We start from the raw sequence: 25,840 nt of genomic DNA on the forward strand, positions 1-25,840 counted from the left end.
GGCGGCCCAGGCTGCCCAGGCGCGCGCCGCGGCCGAGGAAGAGCAAGCCAGGCTGGCGCGCGAGCGCGAAGTAGCAGAGCAGGCCGCGCTGCAGGCCGCGGTCGAGAAGCGCGACGCCCAGCGCGCGCTCCTGGAACACGCCCAGCGCCACGCCGAGATGCAGCGCAAGGCGGCCGAGGCGACCCGGCGCATGGCGGATGCGCGCCGGCAGCTGGCCGAGCTGGAAGCGCAGCGCCATGAGGAGCAGACGGGGGAGCTGGCGGCCCTCGATCACGCCCTCGGCGAGCGCAAGGCCGAGGCCGAGCACCGGGTGGCCTCGGTGAACATCACGCGCGAGGTGCTGGGACGCTTCAAGAGCACGCCGCCGGCCTCGGCGTCGCAAGCGGCGACGCGGCTGGCCGACGTGATCCTGAATCAGCGGAAGAACGAAGAGTGAATCCGGGTGGGTGATATGCCGCGCATATCACTGGTGCTCAATTGATATGTAGATCGTATTACTGCGCAGGCGCCTGGCTCGGCGCCACCGGATTCACCGGCCCGGTGCTGGCCCTGGTCGCGAAATACCCGGTCTCGCCGAAGCACGAGGTCGGCACGCCCACGTGCTGTTCATAGGTGATCTGTACCCGCTGTCCCATCGCATTCTGCAGCTGCTTGACCACCGCGTCGTCGCGCACGGTGAAGGCGAAGCGCTCCGGAATCGCGCCCGGCATGCTCGACAGCAGGATCTCGCCTTCCCAGGTCTTGCACAGCCAGCCCTTCTTGGAGAACTTCTGCAGGTAGCCCGCGCGCTCGCCTTCCGAATACGACCAGCTCAGGGTGAACCAGGTATACAGCGCGAACAGCACGACGATCGCGGCAAGTGCGGACAGGAGGAGGGCGGTAGCGCGTTTCGGCATGGTCTTCGGCATAGGATAGGTGAGTTGTCAGGTTGGCAGCAACGCGGCCGGGCACATTCTGCCACGGATGGACAAAATCACAAACTGCCGGCGGCGGCCCCCTCAGGCCGCGTCCTTGGCGCCTTCATGCTCCATGCGCTTTCGGTAGCGCACCGAGGACCACAGCGACACCAGGATGAAGGCCAGCCCCGACAGCCCCGTGAACCACTCGGGAATGTGGTAGTGGACGCTGGCGAACATGATCATGGCCAGGATGCCGATCGCATAGTGGGCCCCGTGCTCCAGGAACACGAACTCTTCCAGCGTGCCCTTGTAGACCAGGAACACGGTCATCGAGCGCACGAACATGGCGCCGATGGCCAGGCCCAGCATGATGATGACGACGTCGTTGGTGATCGCGAAGGCCCCGATCACGCCGTCGAAGCTGAACGAGGCGTCCAGCACCTCGAGGTAGAGGAAGCCGCCGATGCTGCCCTGGGCGATCATCTTGCCCACCGTCGGGTCTTCTTCTTCCTTCTCCAGCAGGCCGCTCAGCCATTGCACGCCGATGTAGATCAGGACGCCCGTGACGCCGGCGATCAGGACCGGCAGCTTGCGCGCCGGCTCGATCAGGTACATGGCGCCGCATACCGCCAGCAGGGTGAGGGCGATGGCCAGGCCCTCGGTGCCGTATTTGCCGACCTTTTCCTCGATCCAGCCGAGCCAGTGCAGTTCCTTCTGCTCGTCGAACAGGAAATTCAGGAAGACCAGCATCAGGAAGGCGCCCCCGAAAGCCGCCACCTCGGCGTGCTTCTCGGTCAGGTGGCGCGAATATTCGGTCGGATTGTCGATCGCCATGTGCCAGACCTCGATGAGGCCGAGCCCGGTTGCCGCCGACACGATGACGAGGGGGAACAGCAAGCGCATGCCGAACACCGCCACCAGGATGCCGACCGTGAGGAACAACTTGCGCCAGAACTCGTTCCAGCCGCGCAGGACAGAGGCGTTGACGACCGCATTGTCGAAAGAAAGCGACACTTCGAGCACGCCCAGCACGGCCGTGATCCAGAGCGCCTGCAACAGTCCCGGGATGCCGCGGTGCTCGTAGCCCCACCAGCCGGCCAGGCCCATCAGGATGACCGTCACCGCAATCGACAACCGGAAATGCCGCATACTGCCCCCTTGCCTGTCTAGTCTAGTTGGGAGAATATTACCGTCCCGGATGGTGCGGCGGCGCTACGGATGTCCTTGATTCGGCATCCTTTTTATATCGGTAAGAGCTTGCTTCTGAGATAATTCCGCCCGGCATTACTCAGCATCATTTATCTACCTCGTCGTACCTGGATTTGGACATGGATCTCGCATACCTCGTAACACCCGTGCTGACCTGGATGGTGGTTGGCCCGATCAAGTTCCTGATTACCAGCGCGCGCCAGCGCCGCTGGGCCTTCAAGCTGGTGGGCAACGGCGGCTTCCCCAGCAACCATAGCTCCGTCGTCACCAGCATGGCTACCCTGATCGCATTGCGCGAGGGGATCGGCCATCCGGCCTTCGGGGTGGCGGTGACCCTGGCCTTCATCGTGATGATCGACGCCAACAGCCTGCGCCAGCACGTGGGCCGCCAGGCCGCGGCAATCAACAAGCTGGCCTGCGACACCGTGGGCCACGTGGTCCTGCGCGAGCGCATGGGCCACACCCTGGTGGAGATCGGCGGCGGCATCGCCACCGGCATCGGGATGGGTTTCCTGATCCACGCGCTCTTCGGCGCCTGAGCCGGTAAATACGATTGGGCGGACGGTTCCGGACGTCCGCCTGTCCGCGGATTTGTCCGCACAGTGTCCGGAATCGGCCACATTCCAGTCCGCCTGGAATGCAGCTCGTCGCGAAATATCGCATTTCATCCCTCGAATTCCGCAGTATGCAGAGTCCTCACTTGAAGTTGGCAGGCCACTACTCGATACTGCGCGCTGGCTGTTCATATACGCATTTTTACAAGAACACATACTGAGTCCTTCTCTGGAGAACCACAATGCTGCGCAAAACACTACTCGTCCTTGCCATCGCTTCGGCGCTCGCCGCCTGCAGCAAGGAGTCCACGGAGCCTGCCAAGCCGGGCCAAGAAGGTGCCCAAAGCGCCGCCCAGGCCGGTAAGGATCCCAAGGACAAGCGTCCCTCGCAGCTGAAGGTCGCGTCGGAAGACGTGCTGACCATCCAGAACGACACCCTGTCCAGCGGCCCGGTCGTCACCGGCTCGATCCAGCCGGAGCGCAAGGCCGACCTGCGCGCCGAAGTCTCGGCCGTGGTCCTGCAGGTCCTGAAGGAGAACGGCGAGCCGGTCAAGCGCGGCGACGTGCTGGTACGCCTGGATGAAACCGCGATCCGCGACACCGTCGCCTCCGCCGACGAAGCGGTGCGCGCCTCGAGCCAGGCCCTGGACCAGGCCAACCGCCAGCTGGAGCGCATGAAGACCCTGCGCGCCTCGGGCATGACCTCGGCCGTCGGCCTGGACGAAGCCGAAGTGCGCCGCAACAGCGCCCAGAGCGAGCTGTCGGCCGCCAGGAGCCGCGCCGCCACCGCGCGCCAGCAACTGAGCCGCACCGTGGTGCGCGCGCCCTTCGACGGCATCGTTTCCGAACGCAAGGTCTCGGCCGGTGACACCGCGACCATCGGCAAGGAACTGGTCAAGGTCATCGACCCGAACAGCATGCGCTTCCAGGCCCGCGTCTCGGCCGACGAGATCGCCAACGTGAAGCTCGGCCAGAAGGTCAATTTCCGCGTCAACGGCTACGGCGAGCAGCAGTTCGCCGGCATCGTCAAGCGCATCGACCCGGCCGCCAACGCCATCACCCGCCAGGTCGAGGTGGTGGTGGAGTTCGCCGACAAGGCCCAGCCGCGCGTGGCCGGCCTGTACGCCGAAGGCCGCATCGACGCCCAGAGCACCAACGCCCTGATGCTGCCGGAAGCCGCGCTGGTCAAGGCCGGCGACAGCGCCTTTACCTGGCGCATCAAGGACAAGACCCTGAACAAGGTCCCGCTGGTGGTCGGCGCGCGCGATCCGCGCACCGGCAACATCGAAGTCAAGCAGGGCCTCGTCGCCGGCGACATCGTGCTGCGCTCGCCGACCTCGAACCTGAAGGATGGCCAGAAGGTCGAGATGCCGGCCGCCGTGGTGGCCAGCGCGGCCAGCGCCGCCAATGCGGCCCCGGTGCAGGGCAAGTAAGGAACACAGGACAACCAAGGATAATTAAAAATGTTCCTCTCCAATTTTAGTGTCAAGAGACCCGTCGCGACGGTCGTCATGATCGTGGCGATGATGCTGATCGGCCTGCTCGCGCTGTCCAAGCTCAAGGTCAACCAGAACCCGGACGTCGAGCGTCCGGCCCTCTCGGTCAGCATCCCGTATCCGGGCGCCTCGCCCGAGACCGTCGAGCGCGAGATCACCAACCGCATCGAAAAGCAGCTGCTGGCGATCCAGGGCGTCAACGAGATCACCTCCAACTCCTATGAAGGCGGCGTCTCGTTCTTCATGGACTTCAATTTCGGCCGCAACGTCATCGAAGCCTCGGACGACGTGCGCAACGCGATCGCCGCGGTGCGCTACAAGCTGCCGGTCGAGATGCGCGAGCCGGTGCTGCGCCGCTGGGACATCAATGCCCAGCCGGTGATGCAGCTGTCGCTGTCCTCGAGCACGCAGTCGCACGCCGAGATCTCGCGCTATGCCGAAGACGTGCTGGCCGACAAGTTCCGCGCCATCCCGGGCGTCTCGACCGTGACCGTGAACGGCGCCCTGCGCCGTGAACTGTCGGTCCTGCTGCGCGCCGAGAAACTGCGTGAATACAACGTCTCGGTGTCGGAAGTCACCAACGCCCTGCGCACCCAGAATACCAATGCCCCGGTGGGCAAGCTGCGCAGCGAGCTGGACGAGAAGGGCATCCGCCTGGTCGGCCGCATCGAGCGTCCGGAAGATTTTTCGCAGATCGTGGTCAAGCGCAACGGCGACCAGATCGTGCGCCTGAACCAGGTGGCCGAGATCAAGGACGGCTTCGCCGACATCAACAGCCTGTCGATTCGCAGCGGCAAGCCGAACGTCGGCCTGCAGATCGCCCGTTCGCCCGACGCCTCGACCGTCTCGCTGGCCAAGCGGGTGCACGAGGTCGTCAAGGAAGCCAACAAGGAAATGCCGAAAGGCACCGTCATCGAAGTCACCCAGGATGGCGGCGAAGACGCGCAGAGCAGCCTGGACAACGTGATCGAAGCCCTGGTGCTGGGCGCGATCCTGACCATCTTCGTGGTGTACGCTTTCCTGAATTCCTGGCGTTCGACCCTGATCACCGCGCTGGCGCTGCCGACCTCGGTGCTGGCCGCCTTCATCGCCGTGTGGCTGTGCGGCTTCACCCTGAACTTCATGACCCTGCTGGGCCTGTCCCTGGCGATCGGCGTGCTGATCGACGATGCGATCGTGGTGCGGGAAAACATCGTGCGCCACATGGAAATGGGCTCGGACCGCCGTACCGCCGCGCTCGAAGGCACGGCCGAGATCGGCCTGGCGGTGGCCGCGACCACCTTCTCGATCATGGCCGTCTTCGTGCCGGTGGCCTTCATGCCGGGCGTGTCGGGCGAGTGGTTCCGTCCGTTCGCACTGACCGTGACCTGCTCGGTGATCGTCTCGCTCTTGATCTCCTTCACGCTCGACCCGATGCTGTCGGCCTACTGGGGCGACCCGCCTGACCACGCGCATGCGCCGAAGAAGGGCCTGAGCCTGGTGCTGCAGCGCTTCAATACCTGGTTCGACCACCAGGCCGACCGCTACGGCCGCGTGATCGCCTGGGCGCTGCACCACCGCAAGTGGATGGGTTTCATCGCCTTTGCCAGCTTCGCCGGCGCCATCCTCCTGCACAGCTTCTTCGGCGGCTCGAGCTTCATGCCGAAATCGGACTGGGGCACCATCATGGTCGAGATCCGCACCCCGGCCTCGTCGAGCCTGGAATATTCGCGCCGCAAGGTCGAAGCCGCGGCCGAGATCGCCCGTTCGATCCCGGAAACCGAGGATACCAACAGCTACGTCGACCTGAGCGGCGGCCGGGTCTACGTCGATATCGGCAAGCGCAGCAAGCGCGAGCGCAGCGGTTCCGAGATCGGCGCCGAACTGCGCGCCAAGATCGCCCCGCTGGTCGGCGCCGAGTACACCGTCATCGACGACCTGGGCGGCGGCGGCAAGCCGGTCCAGATCGAGTTCACCGGTCCGGATTCGCGCAAGCTGATGGAACTGACCTCGGCCTACATGGAAAAACTGCGCCAGGTGCCGGGCGCCGTCGACGTCACCCTGTCCGAGCAGGATCCGAAGAACGAACTGCAGATCGTGCTCGACCGCGGCCTGGCGAACGCCATGGGCATCTCGGTCAACGACGCCGCCCAGTCCCTGCGCGTGGCCTTCGCCGGCATCGAAGTGGGCGACTGGGTCGACCCGACCAACGAGACCCGCGACGTCGCCGTGCGCCTGCATCCGGAAGACCGCGTCAACACCGACAGCATCGAGCGCCTGCCGATCGCGGTGAGCGGCACCGGCATGATGGTCCCGCTCGAGCAGATCGCCAGCATCACCATGGGCAAGGGCCCGGCCGGCATCCGCCACAAGGATGGCGAGCGCCTGATCACCGTGTCCGCCAACGCCCAGGGCCGTTCGGCCGGTGAAGTGACCGCCGAGGCCATGAAACTGGCCAAGAGCTTCGACTTCCCGCCGGGCTACGGCCTGGCGCTGGGCGGCCAGGGCGAGGACCAGCAGGAGCTGTTCCGTGAGATGATGATCGCGCTGTTCTCGGGCATCCTGCTGATGTACCTGATCCTGGTGATGCAGTTCGGTTCCTTCACCGCACCGATCGGCGTGATGCTGTCGCTGCCGCTGTCGCTGATCGGCGTGGTGCTGGCCCTGATCCTGACCAAGAACACGCTCAACCTGATGAGCATGATCGGCGTCCTGATGCTGATGGGCCTGGTGGCGAAGAATGCGATCCTGCTGATCGACGCCGCCCGCGCCCTGGAAAAAGAGGGCGTGGACCGCGAGGAAGCGCTGATGCAGGCCGGCCGCAAGCGCCTGCGTCCGATCCTGATGACGACCTTTGCGCTGATCGCGGGTATGTTCCCGGTGGCGATGGCCTTCGGCGACGCCGGCCAGTTCTACCAGCCGCTGGCCATTGCGATCATCGGCGGCGTGATCACCTCCACGCTGCTGACCCTGCTGGTCGTGCCGACCTTCTACGACAGCATCGAGATCGCCCGTGACCGCATGTTCGCGAAGTTCAACCGCCGCGCCAAGCGCCACAACGTGGCCCTGGCCTTCCTGATGACCTTTGTCGAGGCCATCCTGACGCTGGTCTTCGTGCGCCTGATCTTCCGCGGCATCGTGCGCATCGGCCGCTTCGTGAGCGGCCGCGGCCGCGGTACCCCGCAGGCGGCATAAGCCGCACAGAGCCAGCCTTCGGGCTGGCTTTTTTCATGCGCACACCATTGGGGTCAGGTCTGACATTCGGACACGAACTCGACCGTTACGCTGCTGTATTGCTCAGCCCGTGTCTGAATGTCAGACCTGACCCTCAAGGAGGGGGCTGCTGAAGCGTCGTGGGAGAATGGAGGGAAGGGAGGGAAAACAGAATGCGACTAGGCCAGCCCTGCCGGGCTGGCGATCGCCGCTATGAGAACGGCACGAAGCCAGCTTCCTGGATGGAAGTCCCGGAGCCCACGGCGCGGGCTCCGTTCGTTGCCAGGCGGATGGCGGATCAGCCGCCGGTGCTCGGCGGAGTGGTGGTGCCGGTGCCGGTGGTACCGGTGGTGCCCGAGGTGCCCGAGGTGCCGGTGCCGGTGGTGCCGGTTGCTGCCGGATCGGTGGTGGTGGCCGGCGGGGTGGTCATGGTTGGATCGGTGGTGGTGCCGGTTGCGCCGGTACCGGTGGCGCCAGTGCCCATGTCGGTGCCGGTGGTGCCGGTGCCGGTTGCGCCGGTGCCGGTGTCACCCGTGGTGCCGGTGGCGCCCGAGGTGCTGCTCGGGGTGGTGGCCGAGGTGTCCGGCGTGGTGGTCGTGGTGTCGGTCGCCGGCTCGTTCTTGCGGCAAGCGCCCAGCAGGGAGGCCAACACAGCAGCAGTCAGCAGGATTTTTGGTGCTTTGGTCAGTGCTTTCATTGTTTAAACTCCTCGTTCACGTCTATCTTGTGCCGCAGCGTCCAGGTGAGGCCTTGGAACACTACGACGCCAGGTTAGGTCCTCTGAGGGTTCGGGAACCCAGCAGTGGAACCATCAGGGAACCGACGCAATACGCGGCCCCGGTCAGTGCACGATCCGACTCCGTTAGACTGGCAGCCTGGCCGCCGGTTCGGATCGCACACTGTCGTACTTGCTGGAGAGCGGACGTACTAGAACTCCGCTCCCCATCCCACCGGCGTGGGCCGGATGGTCTCGCTGTCGCCGGCATCCTTGCCCGCGATCTGTTCCAGGAGCGCGGGTATCTCCTGTGATATTTCCCGCGCTAGATATCCTAATGTGCCCATGCGCTCGGCGAGGCGTTCGCCGGCGCGCGCATGCAGCGCCACGCCCCAGCAGGTGGCCTGGTCCAGCGGCGCACCGCGGGCAGCCAGGCCGGCGATGACCCCGGCCAGCACATCGCCGGATCCGGAGATGGCCAGGCCAACATTGCCGCCTTCATGCTGGTACAACGTTCCATCGGGCGTTGCGATGACAGTGCGCGCACCTTTTAATGCGACCACCGCGTTCCAGGCCCGTGCCGCCTCGAGTGCGCGCGGGTCGGGCGCCGCATTGATGTCCTGCTTGGGCGTGCCGGTCAGGTGCGCCATTTCGCCCGCGTGCGGGGTGAGGATCACCGGGCGCTCGAAACGCCAGGGCATGCCGGCCGGCCAGCCGGCGGGCGGATGCAGCAGCGTGCCCATGGCGCAGGCGTCCAGCACCACCTGGGTACCGGCAGCGTCCAGGCGCGGCAGCAGCGCATGCACCAGCGCGGCGGTGGCCGGTTCGTCGCGCATGCCCGGCCCGATCAGCACCGCGTCGACGCGCTCGGCCAGCGGGTCGAGGCAGGCGACGGCGTCCATGCTGAAACCGGCGCTCGCCTGTTCGGCCAGGCCGATCACGCGCGCCTCGGGCATGGCCAGGGCCACCAGCTGGGCCACGCTCTGGCCGGTGGCGATGGTGAGCTTGCCGGCTCCCGCGCGCAGGGCCGCGGTGGCGGCCAGGATGACCGCGCCCGGCATCTCGCAGGAGCCGCCCAGCACCAGCACGTGGCCGCGGATTTCCTTGTCGCCTTCGACGGCCGGCATCGGCACCGGCCAGCCCTGCAGCAGGGCTGTGTCGACGTCGTGCACGGCAGTGGCGCGATCAAGCGTGTCGATGAGCGTTTCCATGGGATGGGCTTAGGCCTTCGGTGCGGCAGGCAGGTCCTTGCTGGCGGTGACGGGGGTGCCGGTCGATTCGAGCGGCGCCACGAAGTTCACGAGGCGCAGGGCCAGATGGCCGCCCTTGCCGAGATCGGGGTCGTATTCGTAGGAGGTGACCGAGCAGTTCGGCACATCGCCGGCGCGGTCGAACTCGAGGATGGTTTTTTCGTCGAGGCGCTCGAACAGGTAGCGGAAGCAATTGACCGTGACCTGGTGCGCGACGATCAGCACGCGCTCGCGGCAGAACTCGCGGTTCAGGGTGTCGACCACGCTGCGCAGGCGCAGGATCACGTCGCACCAGCTCTCGCCGCCGGGCGGGCGGAAGTAGAACTTGCCGACGTGCTGGCGCTGTTCGTACAGCGCGGGATGGTGGTGCGCGATGCCGTAGGTGGTAAGGCGGTCGAGGATGCCGAATTCCTTTTCGCGCAGGCGCTCGTCGGATTCGACCACCAGGCGCGAACGGTCCAGCCTTTGCATCAGGATATTGGCGGTCTCAGCAGCGCGCACATAGGGCGAGTGCAGCACCACGGTCGGCTGCTGCTCCGGCGGCAGCGAGGCGAACCAGGAACCGAGCGCCTCGGACTGGCGCTCGCCCAGCTCGGACAGGGGCACGTCGACGTCGCGATCGGCAATGTCGATGAGGTGTCCGGCGGCCGCCTCGGCAAGGTCACGTGCGACGTTGCCGGCGCTCTGTCCATGCCTGACCAGCCAGACTTCCTGTGGCCACTTTTGTTCCATTACCTGCCCGTCTTTGATATTGACATGACATCATCATAGACGGATTCTACGGGCCGAAAGCGCACGATTGCGGGCTTTCCGGACAGGCTCGCCGTAGCGTCGGAGCCCTCTTACACGGCTTGCGATTCGCTATCTAAATTGATTTCCGCATCGCTATGAAACACCCGCATGTCGGTCTCGCCGAGGATGCGGCTGGTCAAGGTGCCGGCGGTGATCGAACCGCTGACGTTGAGCGCCGTGCGGCCCATGTCGATCAAGGGTTCTACAGAAATCAAGAGGCCGGCCAGCGCCACCGGCAGGTCCATCGCCGACAGCACGATCAGCGCCGCGAAGGTGGCGCCGCCGCCCACGCCGGCCACGCCGATCGAACCGAAGGCGACGATCGCCAGCAGCGGTAGCAGGAAGGAGGCGGTGAACGGATCGATGCCGACGGTCGGCGCGATCATCACCGCCAGCATGGCCGGATAGATGCCGGCGCAGCCGTTCTGGCCCATGGTGGCGCCGAACGAGGCGGCGAAGTTGGCGATGCCTTCGGGCGTGCCGAGGCGCGCGGTCTGTGTCGCCACGCTCATCGGGATCGAGCCCGCGCTGGTGCGCGAGGTGAAGGCGAAGGCCAGCACCGGGAAGATCTTGGCCACGTAGCGCAGCGGGTTCAGGCCGCTGCCGGCGACCAGCATCAGGTGCACCAGGAACATCAGCGCCAGTGCGCAGTAGGAGGCGGCAACGAAGCTCGCCAGGCTGAGGATGTCCTGCAGGCTCGATCCCGCCACCATCTTGGTCATCAGGGCGAACACGCCGAAGGGCGTCAGGCGCAGCACCAGCGTGACCATGCGCATCACGATCACGTGGGCCACGTGCACGAAGCCGCTGAAGGACTCGAACACCTCGGGCTTCTTGCCGGCGATACCGGTGGCCGAGATGCCGATGAAGATCGAGAACACCACCACCGCGATGGTCGAGGTGGTGCGCGCCCCGGTCATGTCGAGGAAGGGATTGGCCGGGATGAAGGAGAGCAGCATGGAGGGCAGCGAGATTTCCTGCGCCGTCGCCAGCTTGCCCTGCAGGTATTCGCCGCGCGCCACTTCGGCGGCGGAGCTGGTCAGGCCGACCGCGCTCAGGCCGAACAGCTTGGCCATCAGGATGCCGATTGCGGCCGCCACGATGGTCGTGGCGAGCAGGATGCCGATCGTCAGCGTGCTGATGGCGCCGAGCGAGGCGGCATTGCGCAGCTTGAGGATGGCCTGCACGATCGAGACCATGATCAGCGGGATGACGATCATCTGGAGCAGCTTCACGTAGCCGCTGCCGAGCACGTCCAGCCAGGCGTTGGTGGCGGCGACGTCGGCCGAGCCGGCGCCGTACACGGCCTGCATGGCCGCACCCAGCACCACGCCGAGCCCGAGGCCGGTGAAGACGCGCTTGGTGAAGGACACGTGGCTTGCCTGCAGGCGATAGAGCAGCACGCACACGAGCAGTGCCAGGACCAGGTTGATCAGGACGGGAAAGTTCATTGGAGCCTTTGCGGGGCAGCTCATGCGCTGCGGAAATCAATCGCAGCATTTTATAGGCAAACCGGCATTGTCGCCGAGGCCGCCATGCCGTCTCTTCTTGTCGAGCTGGCCATGAAGGATGCCAGCTTGTCAAAATTCTGTGGCTGGACGGCGACGCTCGGCTCGGATTGGCGCAATGTGCGGCGCCGATATGCCCGATGGATGAAGAGTTGTTTCTATAATTCAATATGAACGTCAATGTCTCACGGCAATTTCAACCGGCCCAACCATTTTCGAGCCCACCATGTTCAAACATCTCAGCATCAAGAGCCGCCTCGTCTTCGTGATCGCCTTCCTGGCGGCCGAACTCGTGGCAGGCGCCGTCATCGGTATCTATAACCTCGCTGTCGCCAACGCAGAACTGAAGAGCCTGCATGACGACCGGGTCGTCCCGATCGGCCAGCTCAGCCGCGTCATGCAGCTGATCACCACCAACCAGCTTCTGGTCGGCAAGGCGGCAGCCAGCACCGACAGCGCCCAGCGCGACGCGCTCTTGGCCGAGGTCGACGCCAATATTGCGGCGGCGACGGCAAGCTGGAAAGCCTACGAGCAGACCAGGCTGACGGACGAGGAAGCCGCGCTGGCCGCGACCTTCGTCGAATCCCGCAAGGCCTTCCTGGCCCGCGGCCTGCTGCCGGCCGTCGCCGCGGTGCGCGCCGGCGATACGGCATTGGCCAACGGCCTGGTGGCGGGCGAGATGGCGCGCCTGTTCCAGCCGGTGGGCGCCAGCGGCGGCCAGCTGCTCGCGCTGCAGCAGCGGGTGGCCAAGGCCGAGTACGAAGCCTCGCAGCGGACCTACGAGACCGTGCGCCTGGTGTGCCTGGCCGGCCTGGTATTCGGCCTCCTGATGGCGGCCGTGGTGGGCTGGATGCTGGTGCGCGCGATCGTGCGCCCGCTCGAGCAGGCGGTGCGGATCGCCGGCGCGGTGGCCGCGGGCGACCTGAGCCAGAAGATCGAGGTGAACGCGAACGACGAAACCGGGCGCCTGCTGCAGGCCCTGAAGGACATGAACGCGTCCCTGGTGGGGATCGTCACGCGCGTGCGCGCCGGCACCGACACCATCGCCACCGCTTCCGGCGAGATCGCCGCCGGCAACCTCGACCTGTCCGCGCGCACCGAGCAGCAGGCCGGTTCGCTGGAAGAAACCGCCTCGTCGATGGAAGAGCTGACCTCGACCGTCCAGCAGAACGCCGACAACGCGCGCCAGGCCAATGCGCTGGCGGCCTCGGCCCAGCAGGTGGCGGGCAAGGGCGGCGAAGTGGTGGAGCAGGTGGTGCGCACCATGGGCGCGATCAACAGTTCGGCCACGCGCATCGTGGACATCATCACGGTCATCGACGGCATCGCCTTCCAGACCAATATCCTGGCCCTGAACGCGGCGGTGGAAGCGGCGCGCGCCGGCGAGCAGGGCCGCGGTTTTGCGGTGGTGGCGGGGGAGGTGCGCAACCTGGCCCAGCGCAGCGCGGCCGCGGCCAAGGAAATCAAGGCGCTGATCGACGACTCGGTCGAGAAGGTGCACACCGGCTCCGAGCTGGTGGACCAGGCCGGCGCGACGATGGCGGAGATCGTGCAGAGCGTCGGCCGCGTGACCGACATCATGGCCGAGATCACCGCCGCCAGCCAGGAACAGACCGCCGGCATCGAGCAGATCAACAGCGCCGTGACCCAGATGGATCAGGTGACGCAGCAGAACGCCGCGCTGGTCGAGGAAGCCTCGGCGGCGGCCCAGTCGCTGCAGCAGGAGGCGGCCGAGCTGGCGCAGGCGGTCGGCATCTTCCGGCTCGACGCGCAGGCGGCGCCGGCACGGCCGGCGGCAGCGGCGGCAGGCGTGGCCCGGGTGCCGGCGCCGGCCGTGCGTCCGGCCAGGGTCACCGCCCCGGTACGCGGCGAGGCGAAGGCGGCCACAGCGCAGCCAGCCCGCAAGGCCGCCAAGGCCGTGGAAGCGACCGAAGGCTGGGAAGAGTTCTGACGGCGATCAGCCGCGCCTCGTCAATCGAACAGCGGGCCGACGGCCCGCTGTTATTTGATGGCGTGGGCGCATGCGCACGCCTGCGGCGTGCCGTGCTCCCGAGCTGTGCGCGCTTACTCGAGCGTGATGAAAAGGGCTGCCATGCCAAGGCACAGGCCGACCGCCACGCCGATGCGCTGGCGCAGGCGGCGGCTGTTCGACACGATGCCTTTTGCAAAGGTGCGCTTCGGTGCACGTGGGTTGCTGCGGTCGACGGTGCCTGGGTGGATACGTGGATGCGAGTGTTCGGTGTTCATTGTTATTCCTTTAGCCGTCTCCGCCGGAGACAGGCATGCAATAGGTTGACGATGGATGCTGGAGCGTTTGCTGACAGGAGAGTGCGGTTCGGTCGCGCTTTGCGCGGCTGCCGCTCAGGGAAGCCGGGCGGTGCAGGCGTAGCGCGTACGCGTATCCGAAGCGTGCAGATGAGAAGTGGTCGACATGCAATGCCAGTAACGCTTCACAATAAAATCCAGTCCGCGATGCGCCTGACGGGCAGGTGCATCTAATGTTGTTTATTTTACATGTGCGCTCGGCGAATACAAGAGCGCACACAATTGCTTACGACTTCAAGGTGTTGCTTCGAAAGAACAATATCTTCCTATCCCTCAGCAATGTCAAGCAATTGCAATCAAGCGTAGGAAGTAACCAACAGTAGGGGCTGCAGACTCGGGAATCATATGACCGGCGAGGTCATCGAGAGTTCGGAAAATGATACAAAAAACAAGGTGTTCTTGTCTTTTTTGTATCATATGGATTGGTCATGGCGCGTGACCATGAAGCGAGGGTGCAGCGACGGAGGGCATAAACAAAAACGCCAGCCCGAAGGCTGGCGTCTCTGCTGATTCTGGTAGGCCGTGCTGGGCTCGAACCAGCGACCAACGGATTAAAAGTCCGCTGCTCTACCAACTGAGCTAACGACCCGAAGAAGCAAGATTATAGGGTGCGTCGCGCCCGCTGTCAAATGCCGCACAGCATCATGACGGGCGCACGCATCACTTCAGCGATGCCAGGCGGTCCTTGGCGGTACGGGCCGCGCTCGACTCCGGATACTTCGACACCAGCTGCTGCAGCGCCTTCTTCGCGTTCTTGCTGTCCTTCAGCAGGGCATAGCTGCTGCCGATGTTCAGCATCGCGTCCGGCGCCTTGGGGCTGCCGGCATAGGTGGTGGTGACGACTTCCTGGGCCGCGATGGCCTTCTTGTAGTCGCCCAGCGCGTAGTAGGCGTTGCCCAGCCAGTACTGCGCATTGGCGGCGTAGGCGGAATCCGGGTAGCGGCGCACGAAGTCCTGCAGGGCGGTGGTGGCGCCCTGGTAGTCGCCGGACTGGAACATGGCGGTCGCGCTGTCGTAGGCCGACTTTTCGGACGGCAGCACCGTGGCCACGTGGCCGTCGACGGTTTCCTGCCGCGGCTCGACCTTCTTCAGGCGCGCGTCGAGGTCGGCGTACAGTTGCTTCTGGCTTTCCTGGGCGCGGGTGATCTGGTTGGCCAGCACTTCGATCTGGCCGCGCAGGCGCGCGATTTCCTGCATGGTCTGCTCGTGCTGGTTCAGCATGTCGAGCTGCGCGGTCCTGTCCGACTTGTTGTCGATCTGGGTTTTCAGCTCACGGGCCACGGCATCGACCTTGGCGCGCAGCTCGAGGATGGCCTTGCGCGCTTCGTTGTCGTCGAGCAGGCCGGCGGATGCCTGCAGCGGCATCCAGGCCATCACGGCCAGCAGGACCAGGCGGGACGGGGACAGTTTCATCATGGCGGAGTTCTTTCGGGTAGCAGAATAAAAACGGGGCGGATGCAGTCTGCACTGCTGTCCGCCCCGCTGTCAATCGGCTCAGGCTTAAGCCGTATCAGCCGATTCGATCAACTATTACTGGTAGACGATGTCGGCGCGGCGGTTTTCAGCCCATGCCTCTTCGTTGCTGCCGGTTGCTTTCGGCTTCTCTTCGCCCAGCGAGACGGCTTCCATCTGGTTGTCCGACACGCCCAGGGTGGCCATCGCACGGCGGACGGCTTCGGCACGCTTCTGGCCCAGGGCCAGGTTGTACTCGGTGCCGCCGCGTTCGTCGGTGTTGCCTTGGATCAGGATCTTGCGGCCGGTGTTCTTGGTCAGGTATTGCGAGTGGTTGGCAACCACCGGCTTGCCGTCTTCACGCACGACGAAGCTGTCGTAGTCGAAGTAGATGCTGCGGTTGGCCAGCACGCCTTTCGGATCGTTCAGCGGGTCGACGCTGCCGGTTTCGACCGGACGGATTTCACGGGTCGGTTCGGCCGGCGCCGGTGCTGCCGGGGTCGGGGTCTTTTCGACGACCGGGGTTTCCTGCAGCTTGGTCGACGAGCAGGCGGACAGCAGGACAGCCGAGGCGATGAGGGCCAATTTCTGGAAGTTGCGCATGGTTTTTCTCCTTGTCTATTAAAGTTTTACTGCTTTTTTACTTCATGAAGGGACCCCAGCTGGGCTCCCGAATGTTTCCCGCATTGGTGGTCAGGCGCTGCTTGACCCGTCCATCCACCGAGACCACGGCCAGCGAGGCACGCCCGCCGCCCTTGGTCGCATACATGATGTACTTGCCGTTAGGCGAAAAACTCGGTTCGGTGGCCCCATCGGCCAGGCGCAGCTCCTGGCCCGAGGCCAGGTCCATCGCATAAAGGGAGAAATTGCCGTTGCGCTGGGAAATCCAGGCGAGGGTCTTGCCGTCGGCAGACACGCGCGGGCTGATGTTGTAGTTGCCGTTGAACGTGACACGGGTGGCGTTGCCGCCGGAGACGCTCATCTTGTAGATCTGCGGACCGCCGCTGCGGTCGCTCATGAAGTAAATGGTCTGGCCGTCGGCCGAGAATTGCGGTTCGCTGTCGATGGCCGGATTATTGGTCAGGCGGCGATGGCCGGTGCCGTCCGGGCGCACGGTGTAGATCTCGGTGTTGCCGTCCTTCGACAGGGCCACGGCCAGCATGCTGCCGTCCGGCGACCAGGCCGGCGCCGAGTTGTTGCCCTTGACGTTGGAGATCACGTTGCGGCGTCCCGTCATCAGGTCCTGCAGGTAGACCACCGGCTTGCGGTCTTCCAGCGAGACGTAGGCGACCTTGGTGCCGTCCGGCGACCAGGCCGGCGAGATGATCGATTCGCGGCCGTGGGCGGCGACGATCTCGTTCTCGCCGTCGGCGTCGGCCACCACCAGCGCGCTGCCGCGGCCGGTGTTCTTGACGTAGGCGATGCGGGTCGAGAAGATGCCGCGCACGCCGGTCAGCTTTTCGTAGATGTCGTCGGCGATGCGGTGGGCCTGCAGGCGGACGTACTTCGGCTGCACTTCGCCGCCCAGCTGCGAGATCGGCGCACCCTTGACGGTGTCGTGCAGCTTGTAGCGGATCGCGAAGCGGCCGTCCGGGCTGCGGCTGACGCTGCCGACCACCAGCGCGTCGGCGCCGCTGGCGCGGAAGGCGGCCAGGTCGACGCTGGCGCTGTCGCTGATGGTCTGGCGCGCATCGATGACCTTGAAAATGCCGCTGCGCTCGAGGTCGGCGCGGATGATGTCGGAGACGTCGTCCTGCGCCAGGTTTTCGTCGGCAAAGGCCGCGACCGCGACCGGGATCTGGTTGCTGCCGACACCGGCGATCTCGACCTTGATCTGGGCATGGGTCGCCGTCCCCATCAGGAGGGTGGCGCTAAACAGCAGGTAATGGAGTTTTTTCATAGTCTGTCGTTGAAACCGAATCAGTCGTAGTCTTTCATCGAGAAATTGACATCAAGTATGCGTTCCACCGTTCCGTCCTTCTTTTTCGGAAGCGGGGATGCCTTTTTGATACCATTTTCCACTGCTCTGTCAAACTCAGGCACACCGCTGCTTTTCACCAGGCGCACCGACATGATTTCGCCGGTCGGCAGCTGCTCGACCTTGAACACGGCCTTCGGATTGCCCGGCATCGTGGTGCTGCCGCCATAGGCGGTGGCGCTCTTGATGGCGGCGGTGATCGCGGCCACGTAGCCCGAGTCGGCCCTCGGCGCGGTCGACTTTTCGGCCGTGCCGGTGCTGCCCATGGCGCCGGCCATGCGTTTCAGGTCTTCCTGGCGCAGCTTCTCGAGCTTGGCGGCTTCGGCCTTCTCGGCGGCGGCCTTCTGCTTCTTGGCCTCGGCCAGCTTGGCGGCTTCTTCTTTTTTCTTCTTCTCGGCTTCTTCCTTCTTGGCGAGCTCCTTCTTCTGGCGCTCGGCTTCTTCTTTCTTCTTCTTCTCGGCCTCTTCCTTCTTGGCGAGTTCCTTGCGTTCCGCTTCCTTGCGCAGCTCTTCCTTGCGCTCACGCTCTTTCTTCTCGGCCAGCTCGCGCTGTTCCTTTTCCTTGCGTTCCTTCTCGCGCTGCAGCTTGATGTCCGGCTCGACCGGCGCGGGACGTTCCACCGGCGGCGGTTCTACCGGACGCGGCGGCGGAGCGGGAACCGGCGCGGGCTCGGGTTCGGGCTCCGGCTCAGGGGCGGGCGGAGGCGGCAGCGCCGGCGCGGCGGCGCTCTGGACCGACATGTCCCAGACTTCGGCCTCGACAGCGACCGGCTCGTTGCTCTGCCAGCTGATGCCGAAATACAGGAAACCGAGCAGGATGGCATGCACCGCCACTGCCAGCAGGAAGGCTGGCAGGCGGCTCGGTTCTGGCGGCACGCGGTAGGGCGCGCCGGCGGTGGCAGGCTTCATTGCAGACATGTCACTTGGTGGCCAATCCCACCCGGTTGATGCCCATCTTCTTCGCTTCGGAAATCAGTTGGATCACGTCGTCGTACTTGCTCTCGCGGTCGCCTTCGATCAGGACCGGGTAGTCCGGATTCTCTTCGTGCAGGGCGCGCAGGCGGGCGAGCAGGGCGGTGCGGTCGGCCACGTCTTCCATGGCGAGCTTCTGCTTGCCGCCGACGCCGATCGACAGCTTGTTGTCGGTCTGGACCGCGACGCGGATATAGGTGTCCGGCGGCAGCGCCGACTTCTCGGCGGCCGGCAGGTTCACCACGCTCGGCGCCTCGTTGGCCGGCACCGCCATGAAGATGATGAGCAGCACCAGCATCACGTCGATGTAGGGCACGACGTTGATCTCGGATTTGAAAGCGCGTTTGCGTCCGCTGCGCAGGCTGCTGTTAAAGGCCATCCCGGTCCTCCGTCGATCAGCGCGCCTGGCGCTGCAGGATGTTCGAGAATTCTTCGACGAAGCTCTCGAAGCGGATCGCCAGGCGATCGATGTCGTGGGTGAAGCGGTTGTACGCCACCACCGCCGGGATCGCGGCGAACAGGCCGATCGCGGTAGCGATCAGCGCCTCGGCGATGCCGGGGGCGACCACGGCCAGGGTGGCCTGCTGCACGTTGGCCAGGCCGCGGAAGGCGTTCATGATGCCCCACACGGTGCCGAGCAGGCCGATGTAGGGGGAGACCGAGCCGACCGAGGCCAGGAAGTTCAGGTGGATGTCGAGGGCGTCGAGTTCGCGCTGGAAGGCGGCGCGCATGGCGCGGCGCGAGCCGTCCAGTACCGGACCCATGTCGTTCATGTCGCGCGCGGCCTGCTTGCCCTTGATGAATTCGCCCATGCCGGACTCGAAGATGCGGGCCAGCGGGCCGCTCTGGTCGCGCTGGGCGCTGGCGCTCTGGTGCAGGGTGTGCAGGTTGCCGCCGGCCCAGAAGCTGCGTTCGAACTGCTCGGTCTGGCTGCGCGCGGCGCGCAGGGCAAACGCCTTGCGGAAGATGTAGGTCCAGCTGACGATCGAGAGGATCAGCAACAGGGCCATGATCAGCTGCACAAGCACGTGGGCATTGGAGATCAGGGCGGTCAGCGAAAGGTCTGGAGTCTCGGTCATCGGGTGGAAGTCTGTTGTCTAATATCTTGTCAAATGAACATGCGCCTACGCGGCGCGCATTTTATCAGCAGCCTGCTCGGGAAGCGAACGCGGGCGCATGGTGGCGGTGTCGACGCAGCCGACCTTGACGCTGGCGCTGGTGAGCAGCAGCTCGCCCTTCCAGGCCTGCTGGGCGAACTGGACCGATGCGCGGCCGAGCTTTTCGACCGTGGTGCGAATGGTCAGCACGTCGTCCAGGCGCGCCGGCGCATGGTAGTCCAGGGAAGCGCTCTTGACGACGAAGGCGGCACCCTCGGCCTCCAGCAATTCCTGCTGGCCGACGCCTGCCGCGCGCAGCCATTCGGTGCGCGCACGTTCAAAGAACTTCAGGTAATTGGCGTAAAACACGATGCCACCGGCGTCGGTATCTTCGTAATAGACCCTGACTGTCCAGTCAAAAGCTGAAGGCATTTCCCCTGCCATTTAAATGAAAATAGGAAACATTTTACGCGATTTTTACCCTCCTTATGTACGTTTGCGAACATATAGGACGGAAATGGTCGGGCGTGCCTATCGGTAAGGCAATGTCGGCGCGTAATAGTAGACGTGAAACATAGCCGAAAGGCCAATAACTGTAACACTTTCTCACAATTGCAGAGCGCCCGATACACGCCAGCAAGTCGAACAGTCCAGTGGACTGTTCGACAAAGGGGCGCACTTACAGATCAGGTGCGCTTGATGGCGAAGGGCGAGAAGCCCTGGCAAGTCGGCATCAGTTCGATGCTGTTCACGTTCACGTGCGGCGGCAGGGTCGCGATCCAATAGGCCGTGGCGGCGATGTCCTCGGCGCTCAGGGGCGTCGTGCCTTCGTACACCTTGGCCGCGGCAGCGTCGTCGCCCTTGAAGCGCACGTTCGAGAACTCGGTGCCGCCGCACAGTCCCGGCGCCAGGTTGGTGGCGCGCACGCCGGTGCCGACCAGGTCGGCACGCAGGTTCAGGGTGAACTGTTCCACGAAGGCCTTGGTGGCGCCGTACACGTTGCCGCCCGGGTAGGGGTAGTGGCCCGCCACCGAGCCCAGGTTGATGACCAGGCCGCTGCCGCGCGCCACCATGCCGGGGAGCACGGCGCGGGTCATGGTCACCAGGCCCTGGCAGTTGGTGGCGATCATGGTGTCCCAGTCTTCCAGCGGCACCTCGTGCGCCGGCTTGGTGTTCAGCGCCAGGCCCGCATTGTTGATGAGCACGTCGATGTCGCGCCAGCCTTCCGGCAGGCTGCTCAACGCCGCCTCGATCGAGGCGCGGCTGGTGACGTCCAGGGTGACCGCCAGGGCGCTGGCGCCCAGTTCGCGTGCCAGCTCTTCGACGCGCTCGGTGCGGCGCGCGGCGAGGATGGCGCGGTGGCCGTTCTGGACGAAAATGCGCGCCATCGCGGCGCCGAAGCCGGCCGAAGCGCCGGTGATAAAGACGATCATGGTAGGTCCTGAGGGCAAAGGAGCTGAAAATTGTAGCCGAAATGGCCAGCATCCCGCTGGCCGCCCCGAGCTTGTTAAGACGACAGCAGTTTCCTTGCCCTAAGAGGCCCGGATCACATACAATCAGCTGAATTCACGTCTCACGTAACTGGCGAAACACCGTGCGCCCGCATCCTGAAGCGGCCACGGCAAAGGTGGAGACCCACCGGGGAACCTGAGACGCCAACTCGCCGTTCGCCTGGGCAGCCACAACTGGTACGTGTCGTATCGGGCTGCCTTGCGCCGCTGGTCCCGCTGCCCGCACTGCGCTGCCGTTGTCTGGTATTTCTCTCGATTGGAGTTTTACATGTTTGCAAAAGATCATACGCTTGCCAATGTCGACCCGGAACTGTGGGATGCCATCCAGAAGGAAAACGTTCGCCAGCAAGACCACATCGAACTGATCGCTTCGGAGAACTACACCTCGCCGGCGGTGATGGAAGCGCAGGGCTCGCAGCTGACCAATAAATACGCCGAAGGCTATCCGGGCAAGCGCTACTACGGCGGCTGCGAATACGTCGACGTCGCCGAGCAGCTGGCGATCGACCGCCTGAAGCAACTGTTCGGCGCCGAAGCCGCCAACGTGCAGCCGAACTCGGGCTCGCAGGCCAACCAGGGCGTGTTCTTCGCCATGCTCAAGCCAGGCGACACCATCATGGGCATGTCGCTGGCCGAAGGCGGCCACCTGACCCACGGCATGGCCCTGAACATGTCGGGCAAATGGTTCAACGTCGTTTCCTACGGCCTGACCGAGCAGGAAGACATCGACTACGAGGCCATGGAACGCCTGGCTAGAGAGCACAAGCCGAAGATGATCATCGCCGGCGCTTCCGCTTTTGCCCTGCGCATCGATTTCGAGCGCTTCGCCCGCATCGCCAAGGAAGTCGGCGCCTACTTCATGGTCGACATGGCCCACTACGCCGGCCTGATCGCCGCGGGCGAGTACCCGAACCCGGTGCCGCACGCCGACTTCGTCACCTCGACCACCCACAAATCGCTGCGCGGCCCGCGCGGCGGCATCATCCTGATGAAGGCCGAGTACGAGAAGCAGATCAACTCGGCGATCTTCCCGGGCATCCAGGGCGGTCCGCTGATGCACGTCATCGCCGGCAAGGCCGTGGCCTTCAAGGAAGCGCTGTCGCCGGAGTTCAAGGAATACCAGAAGCAGGTGGTCAAGAACGCCAGCGCCCTGGCCAATACCCTGACCGAGCGCGGCCTGCGCATCGTCTCGGGCCGCACCGAGTCGCACGTGATGCTGGTCGACCTGCGTTCGAAGGGCCTGACCGGCAAGGAAGCGGAAGCGATCCTGGGCCAGGCACACATGACCTGCAACAAGAACGGCATCCCGAACGACCCGCAGAAGCCTTTCGTCACCTCGGGCATCCGCCTGGGCAGCCCGGCCTTCACCACCCGCGGCTTCAAGGAAGAAGACGCGGTCAAGGTCGGCCACCTGATCGCCGACGTGCTGGACAACCCGCACGACGCGGCGACCATCGAGCGCGTCAAGGCGGAAGTGAAGCAGCTGACCGACAAGTATCCGGTCTACGCGAAGTAAGCAACCCAGGGCCGCTCGCTGCGGCCCTTTTTGAATCCCCGGCGCCCATGAAATGTCCGTTCTGCCAGCATGAAGATACCCAGGTCCTCGACACCCGCGTGTCCGAGGAGGGGGACGCCATCCGCCGGCGCCGGCGCTGCGCGAAGTGCGACAAGCGCTTCACCACCTACGAGCGCATCGAATTGTCGATGCCGATCATCGTCAAGAAGAACGGCAGCCGCACCGAGTTCTCGTCGAACAAGCTGCGCGGCAGCCTGATGCTGGCCCTGCGCAAGCGCCCGGTCGCGGCCGAGGCCATCGACACCGCGGTCGCCACCATCGAAGAAAAGCTCCTGACCAGCGGCTTGCGCGAGGTGGACACCGGCTACGTCGGCGAGCTGGTGATGCAGGAACTCAAGCGCCTCGACAAGATCGCCTACATCCGCTTCGCCTCGGTGTACAAGAATTTCGAAGACCTGGCCGAGTTTCAGGAGGCGATCGCCGAAGTCGGCCAGCCCCGCAAATAAGCGCCTAACAATTCCCCTCATGGCGGCGTTGGGTCGTCTTGCCGTACTAGCGTACTGTCTTCGACGACCCGCCTTGCCCTGAGGGTTTTGTTAGGCGCTTAGCAAACGCCGCCACCTAAGCCCGGCAGTTCCCCAAACCCGATTGCGCCAGCTCACGGCTGGCCCCGCCACGCCTGATAACTTCGCAGCTCGCAAGCGCAAGCTGCTTGCGCAGGCTAACGAGGGGAGGGCGCCGTGCAGGGGAAGGCTCATGGTTTCACGCTGGCCGAGGTGCTGGTCGCATTGTTCGTGCTGGCGGTCGGCATCGTCGGCGCGGGCGCCACGCAGCTCAGCGCCGAACGCACCCGCCAGCAGTCGGCGCTGATGTCCGAGGCGGCCCAGCTGGCAGTCTCGCTGTCGGCGCGCATGCAGGTCAATCCTGCGGTCGCAAGCCTGCCCGACGGCGCCAATCCCTACCTGGCCTTGTCCTACGACGCAGGGAGCGGCCCGCCCGTGGCCGGCGCCAGCTGCTTCGACGCAGCCTGCACGCCGGCCCAGCTGGCCGAGTTCGACCTGCATGAAATCCGCCAGGCGGTGCATGCGCAATTCCCGCGCGGCCGCATCGCGGTGTGCCGCGACAGCTCGCCCTGGGAGAGCGCAGATGGACGCCCGCGCTGGAGCTGCGACGGCAATGCGGACGCCCTGCCGGTCGTCAAGCTGGGATGGCAGGGCACCGGCGATGCCCCCGGCTACGTGGGGGTGCTCCGATGATGCGCCGCGCACACCGGGAGCGGGGGATGACGATGCCCGAACTGCTGGTCGCCATGGTCGTCGGCCTGGGCGTGCTGCTTGCCGCCGCCAGCCTGTTCATCTTGGCCAACCGCGCCTTCGCCGCGCAGGTGGAGACGGCTGCAATGGACGATGCCGGGCGCTACGCGCTGGAGGCGGTCGCGCGCGCCGTGCGCCAGTCGGCGGCAGCCGACTGGGAGGAGCACGGCAGCGGACCGGAGCCGGACGCGCCGGCACGCCTGTCCGGGTATGATGCCCGTCGGGTCAGCCAGACCGGCTTCGGCATCGACAATGCGCCGGTCGACGCCGTCAACGGCAGCGACGTGCTGGCGATCCGCTTCCCCGGCACCGGTGCGCCGCCCAACGGCGACGGCACCAGCCTCGATTGCGCCGGCTTCGCCGTGCACCGCAACGAGGAAGGCTGGAGCATCTTCTACGTCGCCCGCAATGCCCAGGGCGACACCGAGCTGCGCTGCAAGTACCGCGGCGCCAGCGCCTGGACGGCGGACGCGGTGGTCGGCGCCGTCGACAGCTTCCAGGTGCTCTACGGGCTCGATGGCGACGCCGACGGCACGCCCGAGCGCTACCTGAACGCCAGCGCGCTGGCCGGGCTGGACGCGGGCCTGGTGCTGGTGGGCAGCACCCCCGCCGAGCGCGACGCCGACCTGCGCCGGCGCACCCATTGGAAGAAGATCGCCAGCGTGCGCGTGGCCCTGTTGCTGCGCGGGCCGGCCAGCCGGCTCGCCTCGGCACGCGAGCTGGTGTACGACTTGTTCGGTCGCGACTATGGCGCGCTCGCCGGCATCGACGCCGGCGCGATCGCGTCGGTCGAGATCGTGGGGCGGTCGGCGTCCGGGTCGGTGTGGCTGCTGGACGTGGCGTCCGTGCCGACGGCGACGCCGGCGGCGCCGAGCGTCCGGATGCCCACGATCGCCCTCGGGGACGCCCGCGTCGTCGAGGGCAACGGCCCTGGCCAGGGCCGGGTCGACCTGCCGTTCACCGTCTCGGGGACGCTCGGGCGTGAGGCCACGTTCGTCGTGCGGCCGGCGTGCGACGGCGTCGGGACGTGCCCGTCCGTCTTCAGCGTGACCGTGCCAGCAGGGGCGAAGAACGGGGTCGTGCGGCTGCCGTACGAGCGCAACACCACCTGGGACGGCGCGCAGCGCCTGATCACGGCCAGCGCCCGGCCGGTGCGGGGGGTCATGCCGACCCGCGACACGGGGGTGGCCCGCATCATCGAGGACGACCCGCGTCCGGTGTTCACCGTGAAGCCTCTGGCGGCGCGCATCAAGGAGGGCGCGCGGGCGTCCTGGCGGGTGTCGCTGTCGGCGCCCGCGGGGGTGCCGCTGTACGTGCGTGCGGTCTTCGTGAAGCCGGCGAAGGGGAGGGCTGTCCAGGTGCGTGACCTCGACCGGACCTGGGTTCGCCAGTACTACGGACGCCGCCCGGCGGCGGCGCCGTTCGCCGGCGAGTGGACCGCGCTCTACGGCACCATCGAGCCGGGCAAGCGAGAGGTGACGTTCAGCGTGCCCACCGTCAAGGACCGCGTGAAGGACGCCGGCGAGCAGATCGTGCTCACGGTCGCCTACGAGCCGGGATTCCCGCGCGACACCCGCCGGTACCCGGTGGTGGTGGGGTAGCGGCGCCCGGCCCGTCGGCGCCACCCGGACCCGCCCGTTCTGCTTCCATTTCGGAAGCACAACGGAGGAGCCGTCGATCAGCGCTCTGACAGGGTGATGGACCCGGTGTCCGTCTGGGCGGCGACCTGGTGCGGGGACGCGTCGTCGTGCGTGAGGCGGTCGGTGACGCTGCCCGTCCCCGTGGTGGCGCGCACGGCGTAGCCGCCGGCCGGGAGCCCGGCGACGATGCTGCCTGTGCCCGTCCGCAGGTCGACCGCGTCGGGCTGCGGGCCGTCCAGGTGGACGCGGACCGAGCCGGTGTTCGTGGACGCCATGAGGCGTCCGTCGACGGTGCCGGCCACGCTCACCGAGCCGGTGCCGGTCATCGCCATCAGCGTGGACGCCGACCCGTTCACCCGCACGGAGCCGGTCCCGGTGGAGACCTGGAGTTGGTCGGCGTCCGCCTCGACGGTGGCCGAGCC

At 65.8% G+C, this 25,840-nt stretch carries 24 protein-coding genes, 1 tRNA gene, 1 pseudogene and 1 riboswitch; of the genes and pseudogenes, 9 read left to right on the plus strand and 17 right to left on the minus strand.

The window, feature by feature from the left end; translation table 11 throughout:
* A pseudogene (locus B2R83_RS01090) lies at nt 1-436 on the plus strand (hypothetical protein); the annotation flags it as partial.
* 58 nt (nt 437-494) lie between these two features.
* Here the strand turns inward: B2R83_RS01090 and B2R83_RS01095 are convergent.
* Both B2R83_RS01095 and B2R83_RS01100 read right to left on the minus strand, forming a co-directional pair.
* Nucleotides 495-896, minus strand: a complete 402-nt coding sequence (locus tag B2R83_RS01095; protein WP_292037835.1) for a hypothetical protein — start codon at nt 894-896, stop codon at nt 495-497.
* A 102-nt stretch (nt 897-998) separates the two neighbouring features.
* Nucleotides 999-2,048, minus strand: a complete 1,050-nt coding sequence (locus B2R83_RS01100) for a DUF475 domain-containing protein (protein WP_292037837.1) — start codon at nt 2,046-2,048, stop codon at nt 999-1,001.
* A gap of 179 nt (nt 2,049-2,227) precedes the next feature.
* On the opposite strand from B2R83_RS01100, the gene B2R83_RS01105 reads away from it, so the two are divergent.
* The 3 genes from B2R83_RS01105 to B2R83_RS01115 all read left to right on the plus strand — a co-directional run bounded on the left by B2R83_RS01105 (nt 2,228) and on the right by B2R83_RS01115 (nt 7,332).
* Nucleotides 2,228-2,647: a divergent PAP2 family protein gene (locus B2R83_RS01105; protein WP_292037839.1), complete on the plus strand. Its 420-nt coding sequence runs from the start codon at nt 2,228-2,230 to the stop codon at nt 2,645-2,647.
* 257 nt (nt 2,648-2,904) lie between these two features.
* Nucleotides 2,905-4,095, plus strand: coding sequence for an efflux RND transporter periplasmic adaptor subunit (locus B2R83_RS01110; RefSeq protein WP_292037841.1), 1,191 nt, complete (start codon nt 2,905-2,907; stop codon nt 4,093-4,095).
* A gap of 30 nt (nt 4,096-4,125) precedes the next feature.
* Entirely contained in the window at nt 4,126-7,332 is a 3,207-nt protein-coding gene (locus B2R83_RS01115) for an efflux RND transporter permease subunit (protein WP_292037842.1), read from the plus strand.
* A gap of 316 nt (nt 7,333-7,648) precedes the next feature.
* Here the strand turns inward: B2R83_RS01115 and B2R83_RS01120 are convergent, their stop codons facing one another.
* From B2R83_RS01120 to B2R83_RS01135, 4 genes are all read right to left on the minus strand, one after another.
* The gene (locus B2R83_RS01120) at nt 7,649-8,047 is read right to left on the minus strand and encodes a hypothetical protein (RefSeq protein ID WP_036216435.1); all 399 of its coding nucleotides are present in this window, start codon (nt 8,045-8,047) and stop codon (nt 7,649-7,651) included.
* Nucleotides 8,048-8,277: 230 nt separating this feature from the next.
* Nucleotides 8,278-9,276 (minus strand): NAD(P)H-hydrate dehydratase, encoded by a 999-nt coding sequence (locus tag B2R83_RS01125; protein ID WP_292037844.1) that lies wholly within the window; start codon nt 9,274-9,276, stop codon nt 8,278-8,280.
* 9 nt (nt 9,277-9,285) lie between these two features.
* A complete protein-coding gene (locus B2R83_RS01130) occupies nt 9,286-10,047 on the minus strand; it encodes a histidine phosphatase family protein (protein WP_027866194.1) in 762 nt (253 codons plus the stop codon).
* 110 nt (nt 10,048-10,157) lie between these two features.
* A complete protein-coding gene (locus tag B2R83_RS01135) occupies nt 10,158-11,558 on the minus strand; it encodes an L-cystine transporter (RefSeq protein WP_292037846.1) in 1,401 nt (466 codons plus the stop codon).
* A 283-nt stretch (nt 11,559-11,841) separates the two neighbouring features.
* On the opposite strand from B2R83_RS01135, the gene B2R83_RS01140 reads away from it, so the two are divergent.
* On the plus strand, nt 11,842-13,566 hold the full coding sequence (locus B2R83_RS01140) for a methyl-accepting chemotaxis protein (RefSeq protein ID WP_292037848.1): 1,725 nt from the start codon (nt 11,842-11,844) through the stop codon (nt 13,564-13,566).
* A 113-nt stretch (nt 13,567-13,679) separates the two neighbouring features.
* Here the strand turns inward: B2R83_RS01140 and B2R83_RS01145 are convergent, their stop codons facing one another.
* From B2R83_RS01145 to B2R83_RS01190, 10 genes are all read right to left on the minus strand, one after another.
* A complete protein-coding gene (locus B2R83_RS01145; protein WP_027866191.1) occupies nt 13,680-13,862 on the minus strand; it encodes a hypothetical protein in 183 nt (60 codons plus the stop codon).
* Nucleotides 13,863-14,453: 591 nt separating this feature from the next.
* Nucleotides 14,454-14,529, minus strand: a tRNA-Lys gene (locus tag B2R83_RS01150).
* 71 nt (nt 14,530-14,600) lie between these two features.
* Complete coding sequence (gene ybgF / locus B2R83_RS01155; protein WP_292037849.1) at nt 14,601-15,356, minus strand: tol-pal system protein YbgF; 756 nt, start codon at nt 15,354-15,356, stop codon at nt 14,601-14,603.
* A 114-nt stretch (nt 15,357-15,470) separates the two neighbouring features.
* Nucleotides 15,471-15,995: a peptidoglycan-associated lipoprotein Pal gene (gene pal, locus B2R83_RS01160; protein WP_292037850.1), complete on the minus strand. Its 525-nt coding sequence runs from the start codon at nt 15,993-15,995 to the stop codon at nt 15,471-15,473.
* Nucleotides 15,996-16,032: 37 nt separating this feature from the next.
* Nucleotides 16,033-17,292 (minus strand): Tol-Pal system beta propeller repeat protein TolB, encoded by a 1,260-nt coding sequence (tolB, locus tag B2R83_RS01165; RefSeq protein WP_285378119.1) that lies wholly within the window; start codon nt 17,290-17,292, stop codon nt 16,033-16,035.
* Between the two features lie 20 nt (nt 17,293-17,312).
* Complete coding sequence (gene tolA, locus B2R83_RS01170) at nt 17,313-18,287, minus strand: cell envelope integrity protein TolA (protein WP_307189141.1); 975 nt, start codon at nt 18,285-18,287, stop codon at nt 17,313-17,315.
* 1 nt (nt 18,288) lies between these two features.
* A complete protein-coding gene (locus tag B2R83_RS01175) occupies nt 18,289-18,720 on the minus strand; it encodes a biopolymer transporter ExbD (protein ID WP_036216450.1) in 432 nt (143 codons plus the stop codon).
* Nucleotides 18,721-18,736: 16 nt separating this feature from the next.
* Nucleotides 18,737-19,420: a protein TolQ gene (tolQ, locus tag B2R83_RS01180; RefSeq protein WP_292037852.1), complete on the minus strand. Its 684-nt coding sequence runs from the start codon at nt 19,418-19,420 to the stop codon at nt 18,737-18,739.
* A 45-nt stretch (nt 19,421-19,465) separates the two neighbouring features.
* Nucleotides 19,466-19,870 carry a tol-pal system-associated acyl-CoA thioesterase gene (ybgC, locus tag B2R83_RS01185; RefSeq protein WP_209588675.1) on the minus strand — a complete coding sequence of 135 codons (405 nt, stop codon included), beginning with the start codon at nt 19,868-19,870 and terminating at the stop codon, nt 19,466-19,468.
* A 254-nt stretch (nt 19,871-20,124) separates the two neighbouring features.
* The gene (locus B2R83_RS01190) at nt 20,125-20,871 is read right to left on the minus strand and encodes an SDR family oxidoreductase (protein WP_292037853.1); all 747 of its coding nucleotides are present in this window, start codon (nt 20,869-20,871) and stop codon (nt 20,125-20,127) included.
* Between the two features lie 134 nt (nt 20,872-21,005).
* Nucleotides 21,006-21,122: riboswitch (ZMP/ZTP riboswitch) on the plus strand.
* Nucleotides 21,123-21,217: 95 nt separating this feature from the next.
* Here B2R83_RS01190 and glyA point away from each other — a divergent pair.
* From glyA to B2R83_RS01210, 4 genes are all read left to right on the plus strand, one after another.
* A complete protein-coding gene (gene glyA, locus B2R83_RS01195) occupies nt 21,218-22,465 on the plus strand; it encodes a serine hydroxymethyltransferase (protein WP_027866182.1) in 1,248 nt (415 codons plus the stop codon).
* 47 nt (nt 22,466-22,512) lie between these two features.
* Nucleotides 22,513-22,971 carry a transcriptional regulator NrdR gene (nrdR, locus tag B2R83_RS01200; protein ID WP_027866181.1) on the plus strand — a complete coding sequence of 153 codons (459 nt, stop codon included), beginning with the start codon at nt 22,513-22,515 and terminating at the stop codon, nt 22,969-22,971.
* A 234-nt stretch (nt 22,972-23,205) separates the two neighbouring features.
* Nucleotides 23,206-23,721, plus strand: coding sequence for a type IV pilus modification protein PilV (pilV, locus tag B2R83_RS01205; protein WP_292037857.1), 516 nt, complete (start codon nt 23,206-23,208; stop codon nt 23,719-23,721).
* A gap of 26 nt (nt 23,722-23,747) precedes the next feature.
* A complete protein-coding gene (locus B2R83_RS01210) occupies nt 23,748-25,379 on the plus strand; it encodes a PilW family protein (protein ID WP_292037858.1) in 1,632 nt (543 codons plus the stop codon).
* Nucleotides 25,380-25,456: 77 nt separating this feature from the next.
* Here B2R83_RS01210 and B2R83_RS01215 read toward each other — a convergent pair.
* Nucleotides 25,457-25,840 (minus strand): hypothetical protein (locus tag B2R83_RS01215; protein ID WP_292037860.1); only part of this gene is annotated, 384 nt, incomplete at its 5' end.

This window comes from Massilia sp. UBA6681 (assembly GCF_002454935.1).
Taxonomy (GTDB): domain Bacteria; phylum Pseudomonadota; class Gammaproteobacteria; order Burkholderiales; family Burkholderiaceae_D; genus Telluria; species Telluria varians.